This is a genomic window from Halorubrum sp. Atlit-8R (genome assembly GCF_003666025.1).
GTDB classification, from domain to species: Archaea; Halobacteriota; Halobacteria; order Halobacteriales; family Haloferacaceae; genus Halorubrum; species Halorubrum salinarum.
In genome coordinates this window covers 300,373-320,456 of sequence record NZ_QPLV01000003.1, presented here as the reverse complement: position 1 = coordinate 320,456, position 20,084 = coordinate 300,373, and the positions used below count along the sequence as shown (strand labels likewise).

The window sequence follows — 20,084 nt, the reverse complement described above, 5'->3', positions numbered from 1 at the left end:
CCGCCGCCGTACCGCGGTCGTTCGCGAGGACCGCCGCCGACCCTACCCCGGCATCGACGCGATCAGGATCGAGGCCACGAGCAGGAGCCCGCTGAGCAGCGTCGTGACCACGCCGTGGATCAGCGTCATCGCGAGCACCGTCCGCCGCGGCTGCTCGTAGCTCCACCAGAACATCGTGCCGTCGACGAGGAGCGCCGCGAGGAGGATGAGCGCCCCGGAGAGCTCGAACGCGTTCCCGACGACGCTGATCACGGCGGGCAGCGGCCCGACGTAGAGGGCGCGCCGGGGGTCGACGTCGCCGAGGACGTTCCGCGCCGCGATGTGCGCGGTCACCGAGAGGAACAGCGCCAACAGGACGGTCGTCCCGAGCACGGAGACCGGCGTCACCGTCTGTAAGAGCATGGTCGGCCTACGGGGCGACGACTAAAAGTGGTCGCGGAACGCGGCCGCGTCGGTCCCGCTCCCGTCGCGGGGTCGCGGCGTCACCCCAGCAGCCCGAGCCCGTTCAGCTCCTCGACGATCACGTCGACGGCGGCGGCCGCGTCGTCGGCGCTGGTGCCGCCGGTGACGACGACCTTGCCGCTGCCGAACAGCAGCGCGACGACCTCCGGCTCGTCGAGGCGGTAGACGAGCCCGGGGAACTGCTCCGGCTCGTACTCGATGTGCTCCAAGCCGAGGCCGATCGCGATCGCGTTCAGGTTCAGGCTCTCGCCGAGGTCGGCCGAGGTGACGATGTTCTGGACCGTTATCTCCGGGTCCTCGATCGGGATCTGGAGGGCGCGGAGCTCCCCGAACACGGTGTCGAGGCTCTCGTGGACCGCCTCGATCGAGTTCGCCCCCGTACAGACGATCTTCCCCGACCGGAAGATCAGCGCGGCCGATTTCGGGTCTGTGGTCCGGTAGACGAGCCCGGGGAACTGCTCGGGGTCGTAGTCGGCGCCCTCGAGGTCCATCGCGACGCTCTGGAGATCGAGCTCCTGTCCGATCCCCGTGGAGGCAACGACGTTCTCTACGGTGATCGTCTCCTTCGGGTCGGCCGTCATCACCTCGATTCTCGCCCGAACGCACTTAAATGGTGGCCGGTCGGAACCGCCACGCTATTGGCGCCGCCGCGCGGAGCGGTCGGCGTGTACTGGCTCGAACTCGCCGGCGAGACGGACGCCTTCGCGGCCCGCGAGGCCGCGACCGCCGCGACCGGCGTCGACCTCCTCGCGCCGGGGGTCGCGCGCACCGGCGGGATCGACCGCGATCACGCCGCCCGGCTCGCGTACACTCACGCCGCGCACGAGGCGATCGCGCGGACGGACGCCGACGTCGACGCCGCGGCCGCCGCGCTCCGGGCCGCGTCGCTCGACCGCTCCGGGACCGTGGCGGTCCGCGCCCGCGACGTCCGGGCCACGGCCGGCGTCTCAACGGGGGCGGCCGAGCGCGCGCTCGGCAGCGTCCTCGTCGACCGCGGGTTCGAGGTCGACCTCGACGACCCGGACCACGTCCTCCGCGCGCTGTTCGCGGCCGGCCCGCGCGCCGAGCACGACGCGGTGGCCGGCGCGGACGGCGGCGACGCGGACCTGTGCGCCCTCGGCTGGGTCGCGGTCGAGGCGGCCCGCGACTTCGCGCCCGACCCCACCGACCGCCCCTTCTTCCAGCCGGGGAGCATGGCCCCGGCCGACGCCCGCGCCTACGCCAACCTCGCGGGCGCCGCCCCGGGTCGGACCCTCCTCGACCCGATGTGCGGCACCGGCGGCCTCCCGCTGGAGGCCGGCCTCGTCGGCGCCGACGCCGTCGCCTGCGACGCGCAGGCGAAGATGGTCCGCGGCGCGCGGCGGAACCTCCGCGAGTACTTGGGCGAGGCCGGCGGCGACGGGGCCCCCGACTGGCACGTCGCGCGCGGCGACGCGACCGCGCTCCCCCTCCCCGACGACGCCGTCGACGGGGTCGCGTTCGACGCCCCGTACGGCCGGCAGTCGAAGATCGCTCGCCACGAGCTCGCGGACCTCGTCGGGGGCGCGCTCGACGAGGCCGCCCGGGTCGCGCCGCGCGCGGTGCTGGTCGCGGACCGCGACTGGCGCGCCCCCGCCCGCGCCGCCGGCTGGACGGTCGACGCGGCGTTCGAGCGCCGCGTCCACCGCTCGCTGACGCGGCACGTACTGGTGTTGCGCCGCGGCGACGCGGGGTGACCGGCGGCGAGCGCGGCGGGGATCCCGCCGGACCGAGAGTGAACGACCGATCGGCGGAATCGCTTCTTTCGGAGGCTCGTGCGACAAGTTTCAGTTTCGCCCCGGCGCCGGGCAACGGTTAAGTGCGCGGCCTCTCGTGGTACTCGCATGACCAGGGACGCCGGGGACATGCTCTCGTGGGACGAGTCCGTGTTCCGCGACGAGTCGGTGTTCGAGATCGACCACGTCCCCGAGACGTTCCGCCACCGGGAGAGCCAGCTGGAGAACCTGAAGTACGCGCTCCGCCCCGCGGTCCGCGGCTCCCGCCCCCTCAACACGATGGTCCGCGGCCCGCCCGGGACCGGCAAGACCACCGCGGTCCAGAAGCTGTTCGGCGAGCTCGGCGCCCGGACCGAGGTCCGGACCGTGCGCGTCAACTGCCAGGTCGACTCGACGCGCTACGCGGTGTTCTCCCGGCTGTTCGAGGGAATCTTCGAGTACGAGCCCCCCTCCTCCGGCATCTCCTTCAAAAAGCTGTTCGGCCAGATCACCGACCGGCTCGTCGAGGAGGACGAGGTCCTCGTCGTCGCCTTAGACGACGTGAACTACCTCTTCTACGAGAACGAGGCCTCCGACACCCTCTACTCGCTCCTGCGCGCCCACGAGGCCCACTCCGGCGCGAAGATCGGCGTCATCGTCGTCTCCTCGGACCTCGGCCTCGACGTGATCGACGACCTCGACACGCGGGTCCAGTCCGTCTTCCGCCCCGAGGAGGTGTACTTCCCCGTCTACGACGCGACCGAGATCTACGACATCCTCGCCGAGCGCGCCAAGCGCGGCTTCCACGAGGGCGTCATCGGCGATGCCGAGCTGGACCGCGTCGCGGACCTCACCGCCGAGAGCGGCGACCTCCGGGTTGGCATCGACCTCCTGCGCCGGGCCGGGCTCAACGCCGAGATGCGCGCCTCGAAGACGGTCTCCGAGGAGGACGTCGAGGACGCCTACGACAAGTCGAAACACGTCCACCTCTCGCGGTCGCTCCGCGGCCTCTCCGACTCCGAGCGCGACCTCGTCCGCGTCCTCGCCGAACACGACGGCGAGCGCGCCGGCGCGGTGTACGACGCCTTCAACGACGCGACCGACCTCGGCTACACCCGCTACTCGGAGATCATCAACAAGCTCGACCAGCTCGGCGTGATCGACGCCGAGTACGCCGACGTCGACGGCCGCGGCCGCTCCCGCGAGCTCTCCCTGGCCTACGACTCGGAGGCGGTGTTAGACCGGCTGGAATGAGTCCGCCCGTCCGCGCGCCGACGCCTTTTCGTCGGTCCCGCGCGCACCCGGCCACATGAAGACGAGCGGCGGGAGCGACGCGATGAAGCGGCGCGCCGGCGAGTCGGCGGCCGAGGCGGTGACCGACGGGGACGTGATCGGGCTGGGGACCGGGTCGACCGCGGCCCACGCCATCCGGCGCCTCGGCGAGCGGGCCGACGCCGGCCTCGACGTGCGCGGCGTCCCCACCTCCTTCGCGAGCCGCGAGCTCGCGGCCGAGGAGGGGATTCCGCTCCTCAACCTCCCCGACGCGGTCGGGCCCGAGGGCCCGGGGATCGACGTCGCGATCGACGGCGCCGATCAGGTGGCCACCGGCGGCGGCGACGGCCCCGTCTCCGGCGGCGCGCTGATCAAGGGCGGCGGCGCGGCCCACGCCCGCGAGAAGCTCGTCGACGCCGCCGCGGACCGCTTCCTCGTCGTCGCCGACCCCTCGAAGGAGTCGCCGCGGCTGGACCGGTCGGTGCCGGTCGAGGTGCTGCCCGCGGGGCGGACCGCGGTCGCCGCGGCGGTCCGGGAGGCGGGCGGCGAGCCGACGCTGCGCCGCGCGGAGCGGAAGGACGGCCCCGTCGTGACCGATAACGGGAACCTCGTGGCGGACTGCGCGTTCGGCGAGATCGCCGACCCGGCCGCCCTGTCGGCGACGCTGTCGGCGGTCCCGGGCGTCGTCGAACACGGGCTCTTCGTCGGGCTCGCGGACGAGGTTCACGTCGGGACGGAGTCCGGCGTCCGGGTCGACGAGGTCTGACCCGTCGCCGAGCGGCGACGCGAGCGACGGCGCGGCCGCTGGCCGGTCGGCGTCCAAATAAAGTGGGACGGAAACGGGTCCGCCTTACAGGTCGCGCGGCTGGACCGTCTTCCGGTCGTTGGCCTCGGCGCGGCGCGCGGCGTCTTCGAGCAGCTCGTCCACTTCGTCGTCCAGCGCGTCGTAGAAGTCCGAAGCGACGTTCTTGTCGTCCAGGGCTTCCTTGACGGCCGCTTTGACAATGAGGTCTGCCATGCGATCGGGCCTACCCGGTGATGGTTAATAAGAGTTCCTGAATTCGCCCGCGAGGGGCGCCGTGACGCCGGTTCGCGGGGGTTACGAGGATAGTTGCTTATAAGCCTTGTGGGATTCTCGTCCGCGCTCCGCCTCGACGGCGCTCGGAACCCCCTCGGACCCCGGGTCGGTCCGGCCTCGCTCGGGCCGCGTCCCCCGTCGCGTGACGCCCGCGGAGTCGCTCCGGTCCCGGTCGAGGTCGGCGCGCGGCGGGCCGGACCGCGAACCGACAGGTTCGACCGGGACCGACGCGCACCACCGTCCATGCGAGAGACGCTGGCGGCGCTCGAGGCGGGCGACATCGGGATCGAGGAGGCGGAGTCGCGGCTCGCGGGCTACGCGACCACGGACGCGGGGCGGTTCGACGCCGCCCGCGAGCGGCGGCGCGGGATCCCCGAGGCGATCCTCGCGGAGGGGAAGACGCCCGCGGAGGTCGCCGCGCTGGCGACCACGGCGCTCGACACCACCGGTCGGGCGCTCGTGACCCGCGCGGACGAGGCCGCCGCGTCCGCGGTCGCCGCGGCGGTCGGCGACGCCGACGCGGACGCGACGGTCGACCGCGACGACCGCGCGGGCACCGTCGTCGTCCACGCGGCCGACTTCGAGCCCCCGTCGCTCGACGCCGCGGTCGCGGTCGTGGCCGCCGGCACCGCCGACGCGGCGGTCGCCGGCGAGGCGGCGGTCGTCGCCCGCGAGGTCGGGGCCGCGGTCGACCGGGTCGACGACGTGGGGGTCGCCAACCTCGACCGGATCCTCGACCAGGTCGACCGGGTCCGCGAGGCCGACGCGGTCGTGGTCGCGGCCGGCCGCGAGGGAGCCCTCCCGACCGTCGTCGCCGGCCTCGTTGACGCCCCCGTGATCGCTGCCCCCGTCTCGACCGGCTACGGCGTCGGCGGCGAGGGGGTCGCGGCGCTCGAGGGCGCGCTCCAGTCGTGCTCCGTGCTCACGACCGTCAACGTCGACGCCGGGTTCGTCGCCGGCGCGCAGGCCGGCCTGATCGCCCGCGCGGTCGACGCGGCCCGGGCCGAGTGAGGGTGCCCGTCCGCCGCGGTCGGCCCCCCGAGCGGAGCTCCGGTCGACGGCGCGGATCGCCCCGTCGATATCCCCCTCGATCGCCGCGGATCGCGGGGGGATTAAACGCGCGAATACCGGAAGTCGACGGGTCCGAGAAAGGGTATTTGTTCGTCCAGTCCCTACCGATCGTGCCGACGCACGTCGGCATCACATGCCACGCTGTGACCACTGCGGGTCGCACGTCTCGGACCGCTTCGCGCGCGTCTTCGCGGACGAGCACGGCGACCTGAACGCGTGCCCGAAGTGCTCCGCGAACGCGGGCATCGCCGAGGTGTCTCGCGAGCGGACGCGAACCGGGGACTGACCGCCGAACCGCCGATGTGAGACCGAGCGCACGGAGAGCGGCGGCTCCGTCCGGTCCCCCTTCCGGGCACACCCGTACCCACTTTGCGCTCGCGCTCGCACGGTCGGTCGTGGCCGACCACTACGTGTACGTGATCGAGTGCGCCGACGGCACCCTCTACACCGGGTACACGACCGACGTCGAGCGCCGCGTCGCCGAACACGACGCGGGGGAGGGCGCGAAGTACACCCGCGGGCGGACCCCCGTAACGCTGCGTCACGTCGAGTCGTTCGACTCGCGGTCGGCGGCGATGTCGCGGGAGCACGCCGTCAAGTCGCTGTCGCGCGCCGAGAAGGAGCGGCTGATCGACGACGGGTAGGCCCCGTCTCGGAGCTACTCCACGAGGCGCTCGATCTCGGTGACGAGGATACCGGTCGCGCCCACCGAGCGCAGCTCCGAGATGGTCTCGAACACGTCGCGCTCGTCGACGACGGCGTGGACCGCGACCATCCCGTTGCCGTTCTCGTCGGCCTCGACGTCCATCACGGTCGGGCCCCCGAGCCCGGGGATCACGTCCTTCACCGCGTCGAGCCGCGCCTTGGGCGCGTTCATCATCAGGTAGCGGCGGCCGTCCGCCGCGAGGACCGACTCGAAGGCGGTCAGCACCTGCTCGACCTTCGGGTCGTCGACCACGTCCGGCCGGGCGAACAGCCGCACCGAGGACTCGAGCACGTCGTCGATCACGGCCAAGCGGTTCACCTTCAGCGTCGTCCCCGTCGAGGTGATGTCGACGATGGCGTCGGCCATGTCGACGTGCGGGGTCAGCTCCGTCGCGCCCGTCACGGTGACCACGTCGGCGTCGACGCCCACGCGGTCGAGGTACGCCTCCGTGACGCTCGGGAACTCGGTGGCGACCGTCCGCCCGGCGAGGTCCTCGACGGCCGCCACGTCGCCGTCCTCGGGCGCCGCGAGGACGAGCTTACAGGAGCCGTACCCTAAGTCGAGCAGGTCGACGAGGTCGCCGTCGGCCGCCTCGTCCGCGGCATCGACGACGCCGCCCGACTCGGCCGCCTGGTCGAGACCGGTGACGCCGAGGTCGGCTGCGCCGTCGCGGACGTACTCGGGGATGTCGGCCGCCCGCGCGAACAGCACCGTCACGTCCTCGTCGACGGTGTCGGCGTACAGCTGGCGGTCGGCGGTCTCCTCGACGTGGAGCCCGGCGCGCTCCAAGAGAGAGAGCGTCGGTTCGTGTAGGCGGCCCTTGTTGGGGACGGCGATGCGCATACGCCACGACTCGCGGGGACAGGGGGAAACGTTTTCGTCCGGAGCGCGAGGCGGGTGTCGACGCGAAATCGTTTATAAGTAAACGCGGTGGCGCGTGCCTCCGAACGCCCGCAGGGCGTGAGGAGCACGCGCGAGGGAGTCGCGAACGAAGTGAGCGACAGGGCGAGAGCGAAGCTCTCGCTTGAAACCGGACGTAGTCCGGTGACGAGGCTGGGGAGGCGTGAGGTGCGGTCGCTGTGCGTTCCCGCGAGCGCAGCGAGCGGGAGCACGGAAGTCGCAGCCCGCGCAGCGAACGGAGTGAGCGAGCAGGACCGTCTTCCGGAGGGGCGGGACTCAAAGGGGCAGTCGCGGGGGCAGCGTAGACGAAGTAAGCACCGCAACGAGGGAGCGAACGGAGTGAGCGACCGAGTGAGGAGCACAGCGAGTGTACGCTGCCCCCGCGGCTGGGGCTTTGGAGGTGTTCGCGGCCGGTCCGTGAGTGGCCGTTTGTGAGCGAGCGACCGGCCCTTTGGGGTGTCTGCCGTCGATCTACAATCGATCACTCATAGGCGAGCCGCCGGTCGTGTCGAACCTCCTTCTGACCGCCAAGTACGCGACGGGGAGACAGCCGGCGAACGCGACCGGCCAGACGGTCAACTGCGAGATCGGGTCGGGCGGCGAGACGAGGCTCCCGACGACCAGCCCCGCGGGACCGGCGACGGCGACGGTCGCGGCGGCCCGCTCCCACCGTGACAGCGGATACCGGCGGGCCTGCCCGCGGCGCCACCATAACAGGTAGTACAATAGTACGATCCCCGAGACCGGGGCGAGGACGCCCCAGAACCCCGGGTGGTCGCTTCCGCGGGCGTGCGAGTCGAAGTTGACCCACGCGCCGATCGCGACCCAGACGAGCAGGAAGCAGAGGACGCCGACGGCGACGGCGGGAGTGAACTGGAGGGACACGATTCAGCGTTCCGACCGCTCGGTGATGGCTCTTGTCCCCGAACAGTCGGTTAAACGTCTGTCCCCGCCCGATGTTGGCGCCGGCCATTCGCCGAGTCTCGAATCGGCTGAGAGAGGAGTTGAGCCGATCGCCTCTCCCAGAGGGGACTCACCCGCCCACGGCGTCGACGCTGACCCAGTAGTACTCGCCCTCGTACGCGACGTAGGCGTTGTAACAGTCCGTATCCAGCAGCGCCGGGGAGCTCTCCGACGAGTAATACCCGCGGTCGTCGGTCTCGAAGTCGACGCCCTCGATCGCGGCCTCGAACTCCTCGCGTGCCGCGTCAGGGAGCGACTCGAACTCGCAGACGACACTGTCGCCCGGGTCCGACACCGGCGCTTCGACGCCGACCGTGTACCCCGCCTCCACGCCGTCGCCTCCGCTATCACTCGTCTCGTTGCCCTCGCCGTCGGACCCGTCGCTTCCACCGCCGGACTCGCTTTCGCCGCCGCCCGGCTCCTCGTCTCTACCGGGCAGCGCGTCACCGGTACAGCCCGCGATGGCCGCGGGCAGCGCACAGGCGAGGAGGGACCTTCGCTTCACGGCCCCGAGTTCGCACGGAAGCCGTAAGTGCTTTCCACCGAGACGCGACGAACCCGCCGCGGACCGGCCGCCTGAGCGCGCCGCTCAAGTGTATCGCCGCCCAACGACGCGTATCGTGAGCGACGCCGACTCCCCCCTCTCGGAGGACCGCCCGACCGTCGACCGCCCGCTCCGCGTCGACGCCCCGTTCGAGCCCGCGGGCGACCAGCCCGAGGCCATCGAGAAACTGGTCGAGGGGTTCGAGTCGGGCGCGGAGAAGCAGACGCTGCTCGGCGTGACGGGGTCCGGGAAGACGAACACCGTCTCGTGGGTCGCCGAGGAGCTCGACCAGCCCACCCTCGTCTTAGCCCACAACAAGACGCTCGCGGCCCAGCTGTACGAGGAGTTCCGCGAGCTGTTCCCGGACAACGCCGTCGAGTACTTCGTCTCCTACTACGACTACTACCAGCCGGAGGCGTACGTCGAGCAGACGGACACGTTCATCGACAAGGAGATGTCGATCAACGAGGAGATCGACCGCCTGCGCCACTCCGCGACGCGCTCCCTTTTGACCCGCGACGACGTGATCGTCGTCGCCTCCGTCTCGGCCATCTACGGGCTCGGGGACCCCCAGAACTACCGCGACATGGCCCTCCGCCTGGAGGTCGGCGAGCGGATCGGCCGCGAGGAGCTGCTCACCCGGCTCGTCGACCTGAACTACGAGCGCAACGACGTGGACTTCACGCAGGGCACGTTCCGCGTGCGCGGCGACACCGTCGAGATATACCCGATGTACGGCCGGTACGCGGTCCGGGTCGAGCTGTGGGGCGACGAGATCGACCGGATGATCAAGGTCGACCCGATGCACGGCGAGGTCGTGAGCGAGGAGCCGGCGGTGATGCTCCACCCGGCGGAGCACTACTCGATCCCGGACGACAAGCTGGAGCAGGCGATCGCCGAGATCGAGGACCTGATGGAGAAGCGGGTCAGCTACTTCGAGCGGCAGGGCGACCTCGTGGCGGCCCAGCGCATCGAGGAGCGCACCACCTTCGATATCGAGATGCTTCGCGAGGCGGGCTACTGCTCCGGGATCGAGAACTACTCGGTCCACATGGACGACCGCGAGTCTGGCGACGCCCCCTACACCCTGCTCGACTACTTCCCCGACGACTTCCTCACCGTCGTCGACGAGTCCCACCAGACGATCCCGCAGATCAAAGGGCAGTACGAGGGCGACAAGTCGCGGAAGGACTCGCTGGTCGAGAACGGGTTCCGGCTCCCGACCGCGTACGACAACCGCCCCCTGACGTTCGAGGAGTTCGAGGAGAAGACGGACCGGACCCTCTACGTCTCGGCGACGCCCGGCGACTACGAGCGCGAGACCTCGGATCAGATCGTCGAGCAGATCGTCCGCCCGACCCACCTCGTCGACCCGAAGGTGGAGGTGACGGACGCGACGGGGCAGGTCGACGACCTCCTCGACCGCGTCGACGACCGGATCGAGCGCGACGAGCGCGTCCTCGTCACCACGCTCACCAAGCGGATGGCCGAGGACCTCACGGAGTACCTCGAGGAGGCCGGCGTCGACGTGGCGTACATGCACGACGAGACGGACACCCTCGAACGCCACGAGATCATCCGCGACCTCCGACTCGGCAACATCGACGTGCTCGTCGGCATCAACCTGCTGCGCGAGGGGCTCGACATCCCGGAGGTGAGCCTCGTCGCCATCCTCGACGCCGACCAGGAGGGGTTCCTCCGCTCCACCACGACCCTCGTCCAGACGATGGGGCGGGCCGCCCGCAACGTCAACGGCGAGGTCGTCCTCTACGCCGACGAGACCACCGACTCGATGGAGGCGGCCATCGAGGAGACCCAGCGCCGCCGCGAGATCCAACTGGAGTACAACGCCGAGCACGGCTACGAGGCGACCACCATCGACAAGCCGGTCAGCGAGACGAACCTCCCCGGCTCGAAGACGGACACCTCGAACGTCAGTGTCGGCGACGTGGAGAGCGAAGACGAGGCGAAAGCGCAGATCGAGGCGCTCGAAGACCGCATGGACGAGGCCGCGAGCAACCTGGAGTTCGAGCTGGCGGCCGACATCCGCGACCGGATCGCGGAGCTGCGCCGGGCCTTCGAGATCGACGCGGGCGACGAGGGCGTCCCGGCGCCGGCGATCGAGGAGTAGCGACCCTCCGCGCCGGGACAGACGCGAGCGACGCCCGATTCTCAGTCCGCGTCACCGTGACGGCGGGATTTTTACCTCGGAACCGCACACTCTCGGCCGTGTACCGTCGCGCCGTCGTCGCCGGAGCGCTCGCCGCAGCCACCGGGGGGTGCGTCGACCGCCTCCACGACGTCGCCGCCTCGACGCCGGGCGATCTCGGCGTTCGCAGCCGCTATATCGACGGCAACCCGATGGTCGACTCGCGCAGCGTCCTCGCCCGGCCCGAGGAGCTGTTGACGCACGCGGCCTCCTTCCGCTCCGCCTCCTCGGCCCGCGGCGCGCTCAAGCCCGACGCGACCGAGTCGCGCGAGTTCGTCGAGCGCACCGACTTCGTCGACGACGGCGGCGACGCGGTGCTGGTGATCGCCCAGCGGCTCACGGCGCCCGAGGTCAAGCTCCGGCTCGGCGGGATCAGTCGGACGGGCGACCACTCGCTCCGGATCGCGGTCGACCAGAGCGGCGTCCGCGGCGAGATCGAGACCGACGACCCGGTGGTCAAGACGCTCCTGTTGCGGCTCTCCGACGAGCGCGGCCCGCCGGAGCGAGCGGTCGTCGTCATCGGGGACGGCCGCGCCGGGATCACGATCTGACGGTCGCGGCCCTCCGCCCGACGACGGCGGTCCCGTCCCGCGATCGTTTTGTGGCCGGAACGTCTCCCCCCGACCATGTCACTCCGCAGTCGCCTCCTCGGATCGGCCCTCCTCGTCGTCGGCGTCGCCGCGCTCGCGGCGACGGTCTCTCTTGCCCCCACGGTCCCGCCCGAGTCGGCGGCCGACTCCGTGTCGATCATCGCGCCCACGCCGTACTCGTTCGTCGCCACGCCGCCCCTCCTCACGGTCGGGTCGGTCCTCCTGATCGGCGGCGCGGCCGCGCTCGCGAGCGCCGACCTGTCGGCGCGCGCCGCCCTCCTCGCGCCGGCGCTCGGCGGCGTCGCCGCGTTCGCGCTCGTCGCCGGCGTCGCCGCCGCGCCCGCGGCGATCCTCCCGGCGCTCGTCGAGGCGGAAGCGCTCGCCGCCGCCGTCGCCGGACCGCCCGGCACCGTCGCGACCGGCGTCGTCGCCGGCGGCGCCGTGGCCCCGGTGATCCGCGCGACGACCACCGAGGACACGGCGGCGCTCGTCGCCGGCGCCGTCCTGCTGCTCGCGGCGCTCGCGGCCGGGGCCTCGGACCCCGTCTCGCTGGTCACCGGCGGCCTCGGCGGCGCGGTCGCCGTCGGCCTGCTCTGGGCGGTCGACCCCGAGCGCTGGCGGCCCTGAGTCCGGGCCTCAACCTCACGTCTCGTCGATCCCTCGCTTGCGCCCGGCTTCGAGTTTGTCCTTCTCACCGAACTGCCCGGTAGAGTCCTCGCGATTGGACCAGCGTCGACGCCGCCAGTTGGGTGCTGTAGCGACCTCCCGTGACCGGACCTCACCGCTGAGTCACCGTCACGGCACCGCTCGTCCGTGAATCGGAGGAGTGACTCCGATCGCGTAGCATGAAAGTAAATTTGTAGTACTACAATTTTGTTGGTAATACTTATGCCAGTCGAGTCTGTGTGTTCCGACACGGTTCACGCGGCTCCACTCACGCTGTAGGACCGTCTCCCGATCGACACGACCGCGGTCGGACTCACCGGACCGACGACGAAGTGGCAGAGGCAACCCAACGCAATCGGTCACGTTCGAGATGACCAACGATGAGTGAAAGCGAAAACACGACCACGAACACGAGTACAGGCGCAGATACGGAGAGGGACATCTTCTCGGAGAGAACGCAGCTGAAGCCCTACGAGTACAGCGACTTTCTCGACTACGTCGAGGCGATCCGGAACAGCTACTGGGTCCACACGGAGTTCAACTTCGACGGCGACGTCCAAGACTTCAAGGTCAACACGACTCCCGCCGAGCAGACCGTTATCAAGCGGACGATGTTGGCCATCGCGCAGATCGAGGTGCAGGTGAAGACCTTCTGGTCGGACATCTACGCGGAGATGCCCAAAGCCGAGGTCGGGAACGTGGGCATGACCTTCGCGGAGAGCGAGGTGCGCCACATGGACGCCTACAGTCACCTCCTCGACGTCTTGGGAATCACGGACGACTTCGAGCAGGTGACCGAGGAGCCGGCGATGAAAAAGCGGATCGAGTACCTCGACGAGTATCTGGACAAAAGCGAGAGCGACGACGAACGGGAGTACGTGATGAGCATCCTGCTTTTCAGCACGTTCGTCGAGCACGTATCGCTGTTCAGCCAGTTCCTCATCATGACGAGCTTCGACAAGCACGAAAAGAAGTTCACGGGGATAGCGAACGCCGTCGAAGCGACCAGCAAGGAGGAGCAGATTCACGGGCTGTTCGGGGTCGAACTGGTAGAGACGATCAGAGAGGAGAACCCGGACCTCTTCGACGACGGTTTCGAGAACGAGGTCCAAGCAGCCTGTCGGCAGGCCTACGAGGCGGAACTGGAGATCCTGGACTGGATATTCGAGGACGGGGAACTGGAGTTTCTCCCCCGCTCCCACGTCGACGCCTTCCTGCGAGACCGGTTCAATCAGAGCCTGGAAAACGTCGGTGTGGAACCGATATTCGAGACGGACGACGACCTGCTCGAAGAGACGCGTTGGTTCGACGAGGACATCATGATGACGAAAGATAACGACTTCTTCAGCAAGCGGTCGACCACGTACAACAAGCACACGCAGAGCGTTACCGCGGAGGACATGTTCTAACATGGCACAGACAGCACTCGACGGCGTTTCGGAACAGTACACGGAACCCTTCTACTGGCTGAACGAGGACAGCAGGGAGTTCCTCAGAGAGGGGTATCTGATCGAGGGCGTCGAGGCGGAAGAGCGGGTCAGGCAAATCGCCGAGCGCGCCGAAGCGATCCTCGGCGAGGAGGGGTTCGCGGACAGGTTCTACGAGTACATGAGCCGCGGCTTCTACAGCCTCGCCAGCCCGATATGGGCCAACTTCGGACTGGATCGGGGTCTCCCCATCAGCTGCTTCGGCAGCCACATGGAAGACAACATAGAGAGCATCCTCTACACCCAGGCCGAGGTGGGAGAGATGACCAAGCAGGGCGGCGGTACGAGCGGGTACTTCGGTGAGCTGCGGCCGCGGGGCAGTCCGATAACGAACAACGGCAAGAGCAACGGGAGTTACAGTTTCACGGAGCTGTTCGACACGATCATCAACGTCATCAGCCAAGGGGAAACCCGGCGCGGGCAGTTCGCCGGCTACATCGACGTCGAACACGACGACTTGGAGGAATGGCTCAACATCAAAACCGAGGGAGACCCGGTACAGGACATCTACTACGGCGTCATCATCGGTGACGACTGGTTCCAGGCGATGATCGACGGCGACGAGGAGAAGCGGGAGACCTGGGCGGACATCATCGAGACCCGGATCAACATCGGCGTTCCGTACATCATCTTCCGGGGGAACATGAACGAGGGGAAGCCGCAGGTCTACAAGGACAAGGACTACCGGATAAACGCGTCCAACCTCTGTACCGAGATCGCGCTGCCGGCCACCGCGGACGAGAGCTTCGTCTGCTGTCTCTCGAGCATGAACGCTCTCCACTACGACGAATGGAAGGACACCGATGCGGTGGAGACGCTGACCCGGTTCCTGGACGCGGTGATGGAGGAGTTCATCCAGCGCACGGAGGGCGTCCGGTTCATGGAGCGGGCCGTGCGGTTCGCGAAGCGACACAGAGCGATAGGGATCGGCGTCCTCGGGTGGCACAGCTACCTCCAGCGCAACATGATCCCCTTCGACAGCATGGAGGCGATGGAGAAGAACGAGGAAATCTTCCGGACCATCAGCGAGCGGAGCTACGAGGCGAGCGAAGCGCTCGCCGACGAGTTCGGGGAGCCGGAGGTGCTCGAGGGGTACGGCAGGCGGAACACGACGACGATGAGCGTGGCCCCGACGAAATCGAGCAGCGTCATCCTGGGGCAGGTCAGCCCGAGCATCGAGCCGCTGAAGTCGAACTACTTCGTGCGGGACGGTGCGAAGCTGAAGTCGACGCAAAAGAACAGGTTCCTTCAGGCGATACTGGCGGAGCGAGGCGAAGACACCCGCGAGGTCTGGGACAGCATCGCGAACAAGGACGGGAGCGTCCAACACCTCGATTGCCTGACCGACCGAGAGAAAGAGGTGTTCAAGACCTTCGCCGAGATTCCGCAGATGGCGATCATCAATCAGGCGGCACAGCGGCAGAAACACATCGACCAAGCACAGAGCGTGAACGTCTCGATCGACCCGAGCGAAGTGAGCGTGAAAGAGATCAATCAGCTCTACATCGAGGCGTGGAAGAAGGGCGTCAAGAGCCTCTACTATCAGCACAGCGTGAACGCCGCACAGAAGTTCAGTCGGGACATCCTCGAGTGTCGGGCCTGTGAGAGCTGATCGCTCCCAGTAGTCAGCCCGTCCGTCACCCCGGTCGCTCCGTCCTCGAATTCAGGTCGCCGTCGGCCTGCTCTGGGCGGTCGACCCCGAGCGCTGGCGGCCCTGAGCACGCACGCCGTCGCGCGGCCGCGACCCCGCTCCCGGCCTAATCGCTCGGCCGCTCGCTCTCCGTTTCGAGGTCGATGTCGGCCTCGTCGACCTCGAACTCCTCCACCTCGCCGTCCGGGATCCCCTCGCCGTCGCGGCTCGCCGAGAGGTTCTCGTCGGAGTAGCTGTCGAGCTCCTCTAACGCGGACTCGATGTCCTCTAACCCGAGCATCTGCTCCGTCTCCGCGTCGAACTCCTTGCTCTCGAGGCCCTCCATCTCCTGGACGTCGGAGCCGGAGAGGGCCTTGCCGTAGCGGCCGACCAGACTCGTCAGCTCCTGCGGGAGGACGAAGGTGGTGGACTCGCCCTTGCCGATCTCTTCGAGGGTCTCCATGCCGCGCTCGATGATGGCGCGCTCGCCCATCGACTCGGCGGACCGCGCCCGCAGCACGGTCGAGATGGCGTCCCCCTGCGCTTCGAGGATCTGGCTCTGCTTTTCCCCCTGCGCGCGGATGATGTTCGACTGCTTGTCGCCCTCGGCCTGCTCGACGGCGGAGCGGCGTTCCCCCTGCGCTTCGAGGATCATCGCACGACGGCGGCGCTCCGCGCCGGTCTGTTGCTCCATCGCGCGCTGGACCTCCTGTGACGGACTCACCTCGCGGACCTCGACGGCCTCGACGCGGATCCCCCACTCGTCCGTGGGCTCGTCGAGCTCCTCGTTGATCCGGTCGTTGATGAGCTCCCGCTGCGAGAGCGTGTCGTCGAGCTCCATGTCGCCGATGACCGCCCGAAGCGTGGTCTGCGCGAGGTTCGAGACGGCGTTCTTGTAGTCGTCCACTTCGAGGAACGCCTTCTTGGCGTCCATCACCTTGGTGTAGACGACCGCGTCGGCGGTCACCGGCGAGTTGTCGCGGGTGATCGCCGACTGGCTCGGCACGTCGATGGTCTGCGTCCGCATGTCGAAGGCGTACGTCCGCGAGACGAACGGCGGGATGACGTGAACGCCCGGGTCGAGCAGCTTGCGGTACTCGCCGAAGACGGTGAGCGCCTCCTTGTCGTAGGCGTCGACGATCTCGACGGCGCTGACGACCGTGACGGCCGCTAAAAGCACCGCGAGCGCCGCGACGCCGAAGACGAGGCTCTGCCCGAGGAGGGCGACCCCGACGAGGAGGGCGACGCCGAGCGCGAGGTACTGCCAGACCCCGTCCGGGACCTCCGCCAGCAGATCCTCCAGCTCGGCGGACTCGCCGCGCGGACCTTGTGTTCCCATACCCGAGGTTACGGCCCGACGCTGTTAACGGTTCGCACGAGACTGCGGGCTGATCCGCGTCGCGCCCGTCGATTCGCGTCCGCGGCGCCGGACTCCGAGATACCGGAAAGGCCGGCACGGGCCGGCCGGCTTTAATTGGGCGGCGGCCGAACCGGGTGGTATGCCATCCGACGAGGCGACCGACGAGCCCAAATTCAGCACGCGAAGCGTCCACGCCGGCGAGGACCCGGACCCGGCGACCGGCGCCCGCTCGACGCCCATCTACCAGACGACCGCCTACCAGTTCGACGACGCCGACCACGCCGCGGACCTCTTCGCGCTCGAAGAGGCCGGCAACGTCTACTCCCGGCTGATGAACCCGACAAACGCCGCCCTCGAAGAGCGGATCGCCTCGCTGGAGGGCGGCGTCGGCGCGGTCGCGACCGCCTCGGGCATGGCGGCGCTGGACGTGACGACGTTCCTGCTCGCCTCGGCGGGCGACAACATCGTCTCCTCGTCGGCGCTGTACGGCGGCACGTACACCTACCTCACCCACTCCGTCGAGCGCCGCGGCGTCTCGACGCGGTTCGTCGACCCCCTCGACTACGAGGGGTACGCCGAGGCCATCGACGAGGACACCGCCTACGTCCACCTCGAAACGATCGGCAACCCCGCCCTCGTCACCCCGGACATCCAGCGGATCGCGGACATCGCGCACGAGCACGGCGCCCCGCTGTTCGTCGACAACACGTTCGCGACGCCGTACCTCTGCCGGCCGCTCGAACACGGCGCCGACCTCGTCTGGGAGTCGACGACGAAGTGGCTCACCGGCAACGGCACCACGGTCGGCGGGGTCGTCGTCGACGGCGGCTCGTTCCCGTGGGCCGAGCACGCCGAGAAGTACCCGGAGATCGCGCAGGACAACCCCGCCTATCACGGGATCAACTTCGCCGAGCGGTTCGGCGACGCCGCGTTCACCTTCGCCGCGATCACCCGCGGGCTCCGCGACCTGGGCGACCAGCAGTCGCCGTTCGACGCCTGGAACACGCTCCAGCAGACGGAGTCGCTCCCGCTGCGGATGGACCGCCACTGCGAGAACGCCGGGATCGTCGCCGAGTACCTCGCGGACCACGACGAGGTCGCGTGGGTGAACTACCCCGGCCTGGAGGACCACGAGACCCACGAGGAGGCGACGGAGTACCTCGACGGGGGGTACGGCGGCATGCTCACCTTCGGGCTTGAGGCCGGTTACGAGGCCGCGCGGGCGACCGTCGAGGAGGCGGACCTCGCCTCGCTGGTCGCGAACGTCGGCGACGCGAAGACGCTCGTCATCCACCCGGCCTCGACCACGCACCAGCAGCTGACGGACGCGGAGAAGGAGGCGGCAGGCGTCACCGACGACATGGTTCGCCTCTCGGTCGGCATCGAGGACCCCGCGGACATCGTCGCCGACTTAGAGGCCGCCATCGAGGCGGCGACGGCGTAACCGCGATTCGCCCGTTTCCGACGGGGTGGTTCCGTCGAAACACTCGGGGACTGAGCGAGGCTGCGTGCGGGATACAGCGGATCCAATCGGCACGAGGACTCCGCTGTTTTCTCGATCTAAATGACGAATCAGCCGATTGCGCTTGCGTCTCGACCAGCATACCTGTGAGGCTCCGTTGAAATCTCATTTTCAGATGCGGACTGAACTGACACAGCGGGGCGCCGACCCCTGCTATCCCATCAATATTTACGTTCGTGGTAGGTGAATGAATGTGTGTCTATCCACCGGGGCCTGTCACTGAAAGCGCGCGTCCCACTGGCCGTCTGGGCGCTTGGGGTCATCGTCACTATCTTGCTTACGTACGAGGCGCTACAGCTGTCGGAAACGGAACTGGTCGTGTTTGCAACCGTCGTCATCTTCGGGTCGTTTTACGCGGTATTTCTGCCGCTCTGGCGACGGTTACCGGAGGACTGGCGGCGAAGTTGAGGATTGAGAGTTTCACCAGAACCGACAGTTCCCCGTTCTCTCGCCGAGCTATCGTCCCCCCGACCTACTCCTCGAACCCGTCCTCCCACCGGAACGTCCCGTTCCGCTGGACGACCTCGCCGTCGACCTCCATGCGCGAGTCGGCGCTCACGTCGGTGATCATGTCCACGTGGACCGCGCTGTCGTTCCCGGACTCGCCCTCGGGCAGGCAGGCGTCGTAGGCGCGGCCGACCGCGAGGTGGACGGTGTCGCCCATCTTCTCGTCGAAGAGGATCGAGTCGGTGAAGCGGTCGATGCCGCGGTTCATCCCGATGCCCAACTCGCCCAGCCGCCGGGCGCCCGGGTCGGTGTCGAGGATGTCCGCGAGCGCCTCTTCGCCCGATTCGGCCGAGAACTCGATGACCTCGCCGTCCTCGAAGGTGAGATGAACGTTCCGGACGCGCGTCGCGTCGATGGTCATCGGCACGTCGAAGAAAACCTCGCCCTCGGTGTCGTACGGCGCCGTGAACACCTCACCGGAGGGGAGGTTGTGGGAGTCGTACGCGACGGAGGCGGCGGAGTTGACCGCGGTGCGCCCCGCGATCGACATCGAAACGTCGGTGTCGGGCGCGTCGTCGCGCTCGGTGACGATCCGGACCTCCTCGCCCGCGTCGAGCACGTCTTTCATCTGCGCCATCTCCTCGGCGAGCGACTCCCAGTCGCGGAGGACGGCGTCGTAGACGAAGTCCCGGTACTCCTCGTAGGCCATCCCCGCCTGCTGGGCAAGGGAGCGGGTCGGGTGGACCGTCGACACCCAGTCGGTGTCCATCCGCGCCTCGCGGACACCCTTGCGCGCCGTCGCGTACGCCTGCCGGGTCGAGCGTCTCACGTCCGCCGACGCGGTGGTGTTGCGCCCGCCCCCGATCCGGAGGTAGGCGTCGGCGGCCTCGAAGATCGCGCGGTCGACGGCGGGGTCCGAATCGAAGTCGTCGGCCTCGACGTCGCCGTCGGTCCCGGCCTCGACGCCCTTCAGGTAGGCGCGGGAGAGTTCGTCGGAGCCGTACAGCGTCGTGACGTTCGCTCCGCGCTCGCCGAGCGCCGCGGCGACCGCGACGCCCAGCTCGTGGGCGTCCTCCGCCACGCTCACGACGACGTCGTCGCCGGCCTCGACCCGCGCGCTCCAGTCGACGAGCACCTCGGCGTGCTCGCGTACGCGTTCGTCCATTACGCGGTGTGTCGTGGAGGAGCGGTAAATCGGTGCCGGGATGGAGAGTACGTCTCATCGAGGGACGGCGCGAGGGCAGACTTTGACGGCGCGCCGGTCGCTCATTCCGAAACGGTCGCTCGCAGGTCGGCCGAGAACTCTGCCGAAGCCACAGCCGCTCGGCTGTGCGTGCTCAACTGTAGATCAACAGCGAACGGCTCCAAAGCCCCAGTCGCGAGACCGACGCACACTCGTTGCGCTCCTCACTCGGTCGCTACCGCTCCCTCGTTGCGGTGCTTA

At 69.0% G+C, this 20,084-nt stretch carries 20 protein-coding genes; 12 read left to right on the top strand and 8 right to left on the bottom strand.

Translation table 11 applies throughout. The features are described from left to right. Positions 1 to 42: 42 nt before the first annotated feature. Positions 43 to 402, bottom strand: coding sequence for a hypothetical protein (locus tag DVK05_RS10350; protein WP_053770358.1), 360 nt, complete (start codon positions 400 to 402; stop codon positions 43 to 45). 80 nt (positions 403 to 482) lie between these two features. After that, a complete protein-coding gene (locus DVK05_RS10345) occupies positions 483 to 1,043 on the bottom strand; it encodes a TATA-box-binding protein (RefSeq protein WP_053770359.1) in 561 nt (186 codons plus the stop codon). 84 nt (positions 1,044 to 1,127) lie between these two features. Here DVK05_RS10345 and DVK05_RS10340 point away from each other — a divergent pair, with 84 nt between their 5' ends. From DVK05_RS10340 to rpiA, 3 genes are all read left to right on the top strand, one after another. Then, complete coding sequence (locus tag DVK05_RS10340) at positions 1,128 to 2,177, top strand: methyltransferase domain-containing protein (RefSeq protein WP_121563272.1); 1,050 nt, start codon at positions 1,128 to 1,130, stop codon at positions 2,175 to 2,177. A gap of 147 nt (positions 2,178 to 2,324) precedes the next feature. Then, positions 2,325 to 3,449 carry an ORC1-type DNA replication protein gene (locus DVK05_RS10335; protein WP_121563271.1) on the top strand — a complete coding sequence of 375 codons (1,125 nt, stop codon included), beginning with the start codon at positions 2,325 to 2,327 and terminating at the stop codon, positions 3,447 to 3,449. 55 nt (positions 3,450 to 3,504) lie between these two features. Beyond that, the gene (gene rpiA, locus DVK05_RS10330) at positions 3,505 to 4,233 is read left to right on the top strand and encodes a ribose-5-phosphate isomerase RpiA (protein WP_121563270.1); all 729 of its coding nucleotides are present in this window, start codon (positions 3,505 to 3,507) and stop codon (positions 4,231 to 4,233) included. Positions 4,234 to 4,317: 84 nt separating this feature from the next. Here rpiA and DVK05_RS10325 read toward each other — a convergent pair whose 3' ends face one another. After that, positions 4,318 to 4,485 (bottom strand): DUF1931 family protein, encoded by a 168-nt coding sequence (locus DVK05_RS10325; protein WP_004047560.1) that lies wholly within the window; start codon positions 4,483 to 4,485, stop codon positions 4,318 to 4,320. Between the two features lie 303 nt (positions 4,486 to 4,788). On the opposite strand from DVK05_RS10325, the gene larB reads away from it, so the two are divergent. The 3 genes from larB to DVK05_RS10315 all read left to right on the top strand — a co-directional run bounded on the left by larB (position 4,789) and on the right by DVK05_RS10315 (position 6,260). After that, on the top strand, positions 4,789 to 5,556 hold the full coding sequence (gene larB / locus DVK05_RS10320; protein ID WP_121563269.1) for a nickel pincer cofactor biosynthesis protein LarB: 768 nt from the start codon (positions 4,789 to 4,791) through the stop codon (positions 5,554 to 5,556). 193 nt (positions 5,557 to 5,749) lie between these two features. Further along, the gene (locus tag DVK05_RS17330; protein ID WP_004599353.1) at positions 5,750 to 5,902 is read left to right on the top strand and encodes a hypothetical protein; all 153 of its coding nucleotides are present in this window, start codon (positions 5,750 to 5,752) and stop codon (positions 5,900 to 5,902) included. A 109-nt stretch (positions 5,903 to 6,011) separates the two neighbouring features. Next, positions 6,012 to 6,260, top strand: a complete 249-nt coding sequence (locus DVK05_RS10315; protein ID WP_121563268.1) for a GIY-YIG nuclease family protein — start codon at positions 6,012 to 6,014, stop codon at positions 6,258 to 6,260. A 14-nt stretch (positions 6,261 to 6,274) separates the two neighbouring features. Here DVK05_RS10315 and hisG read toward each other — a convergent pair whose 3' ends face one another. From hisG to DVK05_RS10300, 3 genes are all read right to left on the bottom strand, one after another. Beyond that, positions 6,275 to 7,165 (bottom strand): ATP phosphoribosyltransferase, encoded by an 891-nt coding sequence (gene hisG, locus DVK05_RS10310; RefSeq protein WP_121563267.1) that lies wholly within the window; start codon positions 7,163 to 7,165, stop codon positions 6,275 to 6,277. 528 nt (positions 7,166 to 7,693) lie between these two features. After that, the gene (locus DVK05_RS10305) at positions 7,694 to 8,107 is read right to left on the bottom strand and encodes a hypothetical protein (protein ID WP_121563266.1); all 414 of its coding nucleotides are present in this window, start codon (positions 8,105 to 8,107) and stop codon (positions 7,694 to 7,696) included. A 148-nt stretch (positions 8,108 to 8,255) separates the two neighbouring features. Continuing rightward, positions 8,256 to 8,690 (bottom strand): hypothetical protein, encoded by a 435-nt coding sequence (locus tag DVK05_RS10300; protein WP_121563265.1) that lies wholly within the window; start codon positions 8,688 to 8,690, stop codon positions 8,256 to 8,258. Positions 8,691 to 8,805: 115 nt separating this feature from the next. Between DVK05_RS10300 and uvrB the strand changes: the two genes are divergently transcribed. The 5 genes from uvrB to DVK05_RS10275 all read left to right on the top strand — a co-directional run bounded on the left by uvrB (position 8,806) and on the right by DVK05_RS10275 (position 15,293). Next, positions 8,806 to 10,860 (top strand): excinuclease ABC subunit UvrB, encoded by a 2,055-nt coding sequence (gene uvrB / locus DVK05_RS10295; RefSeq protein ID WP_121563264.1) that lies wholly within the window; start codon positions 8,806 to 8,808, stop codon positions 10,858 to 10,860. A gap of 98 nt (positions 10,861 to 10,958) precedes the next feature. Then, positions 10,959 to 11,489: a hypothetical protein gene (locus DVK05_RS10290; protein ID WP_121563263.1), complete on the top strand. Its 531-nt coding sequence runs from the start codon at positions 10,959 to 10,961 to the stop codon at positions 11,487 to 11,489. A gap of 75 nt (positions 11,490 to 11,564) precedes the next feature. Next, a complete protein-coding gene (locus DVK05_RS10285; protein WP_121563262.1) occupies positions 11,565 to 12,155 on the top strand; it encodes a hypothetical protein in 591 nt (196 codons plus the stop codon). A gap of 419 nt (positions 12,156 to 12,574) precedes the next feature. After that, positions 12,575 to 13,603 carry a ribonucleotide-diphosphate reductase subunit beta gene (locus DVK05_RS10280; protein WP_121563261.1) on the top strand — a complete coding sequence of 343 codons (1,029 nt, stop codon included), beginning with the start codon at positions 12,575 to 12,577 and terminating at the stop codon, positions 13,601 to 13,603. 1 nt (position 13,604) lies between these two features. Further along, complete coding sequence (locus tag DVK05_RS10275) at positions 13,605 to 15,293, top strand: ribonucleoside-diphosphate reductase subunit alpha (RefSeq protein WP_121563260.1); 1,689 nt, start codon at positions 13,605 to 13,607, stop codon at positions 15,291 to 15,293. Positions 15,294 to 15,438: 145 nt separating this feature from the next. On the opposite strand, the gene DVK05_RS10270 is transcribed toward DVK05_RS10275, so the two are convergent. Next, complete coding sequence (locus DVK05_RS10270) at positions 15,439 to 16,650, bottom strand: SPFH domain-containing protein (RefSeq protein ID WP_121563259.1); 1,212 nt, start codon at positions 16,648 to 16,650, stop codon at positions 15,439 to 15,441. Positions 16,651 to 16,810: 160 nt separating this feature from the next. Between DVK05_RS10270 and DVK05_RS10265 the strand changes: the two genes are divergently transcribed. After that, positions 16,811 to 18,115, top strand: coding sequence for an O-acetylhomoserine aminocarboxypropyltransferase/cysteine synthase family protein (locus tag DVK05_RS10265; RefSeq protein WP_121563258.1), 1,305 nt, complete (start codon positions 16,811 to 16,813; stop codon positions 18,113 to 18,115). A 550-nt stretch (positions 18,116 to 18,665) separates the two neighbouring features. On the opposite strand, the gene DVK05_RS10255 is transcribed toward DVK05_RS10265, so the two are convergent. After that, on the bottom strand, positions 18,666 to 19,805 hold the full coding sequence (locus tag DVK05_RS10255; protein ID WP_121563256.1) for an aminopeptidase: 1,140 nt from the start codon (positions 19,803 to 19,805) through the stop codon (positions 18,666 to 18,668). Between the last annotated feature and the right edge of the window lie 279 nt (positions 19,806 to 20,084).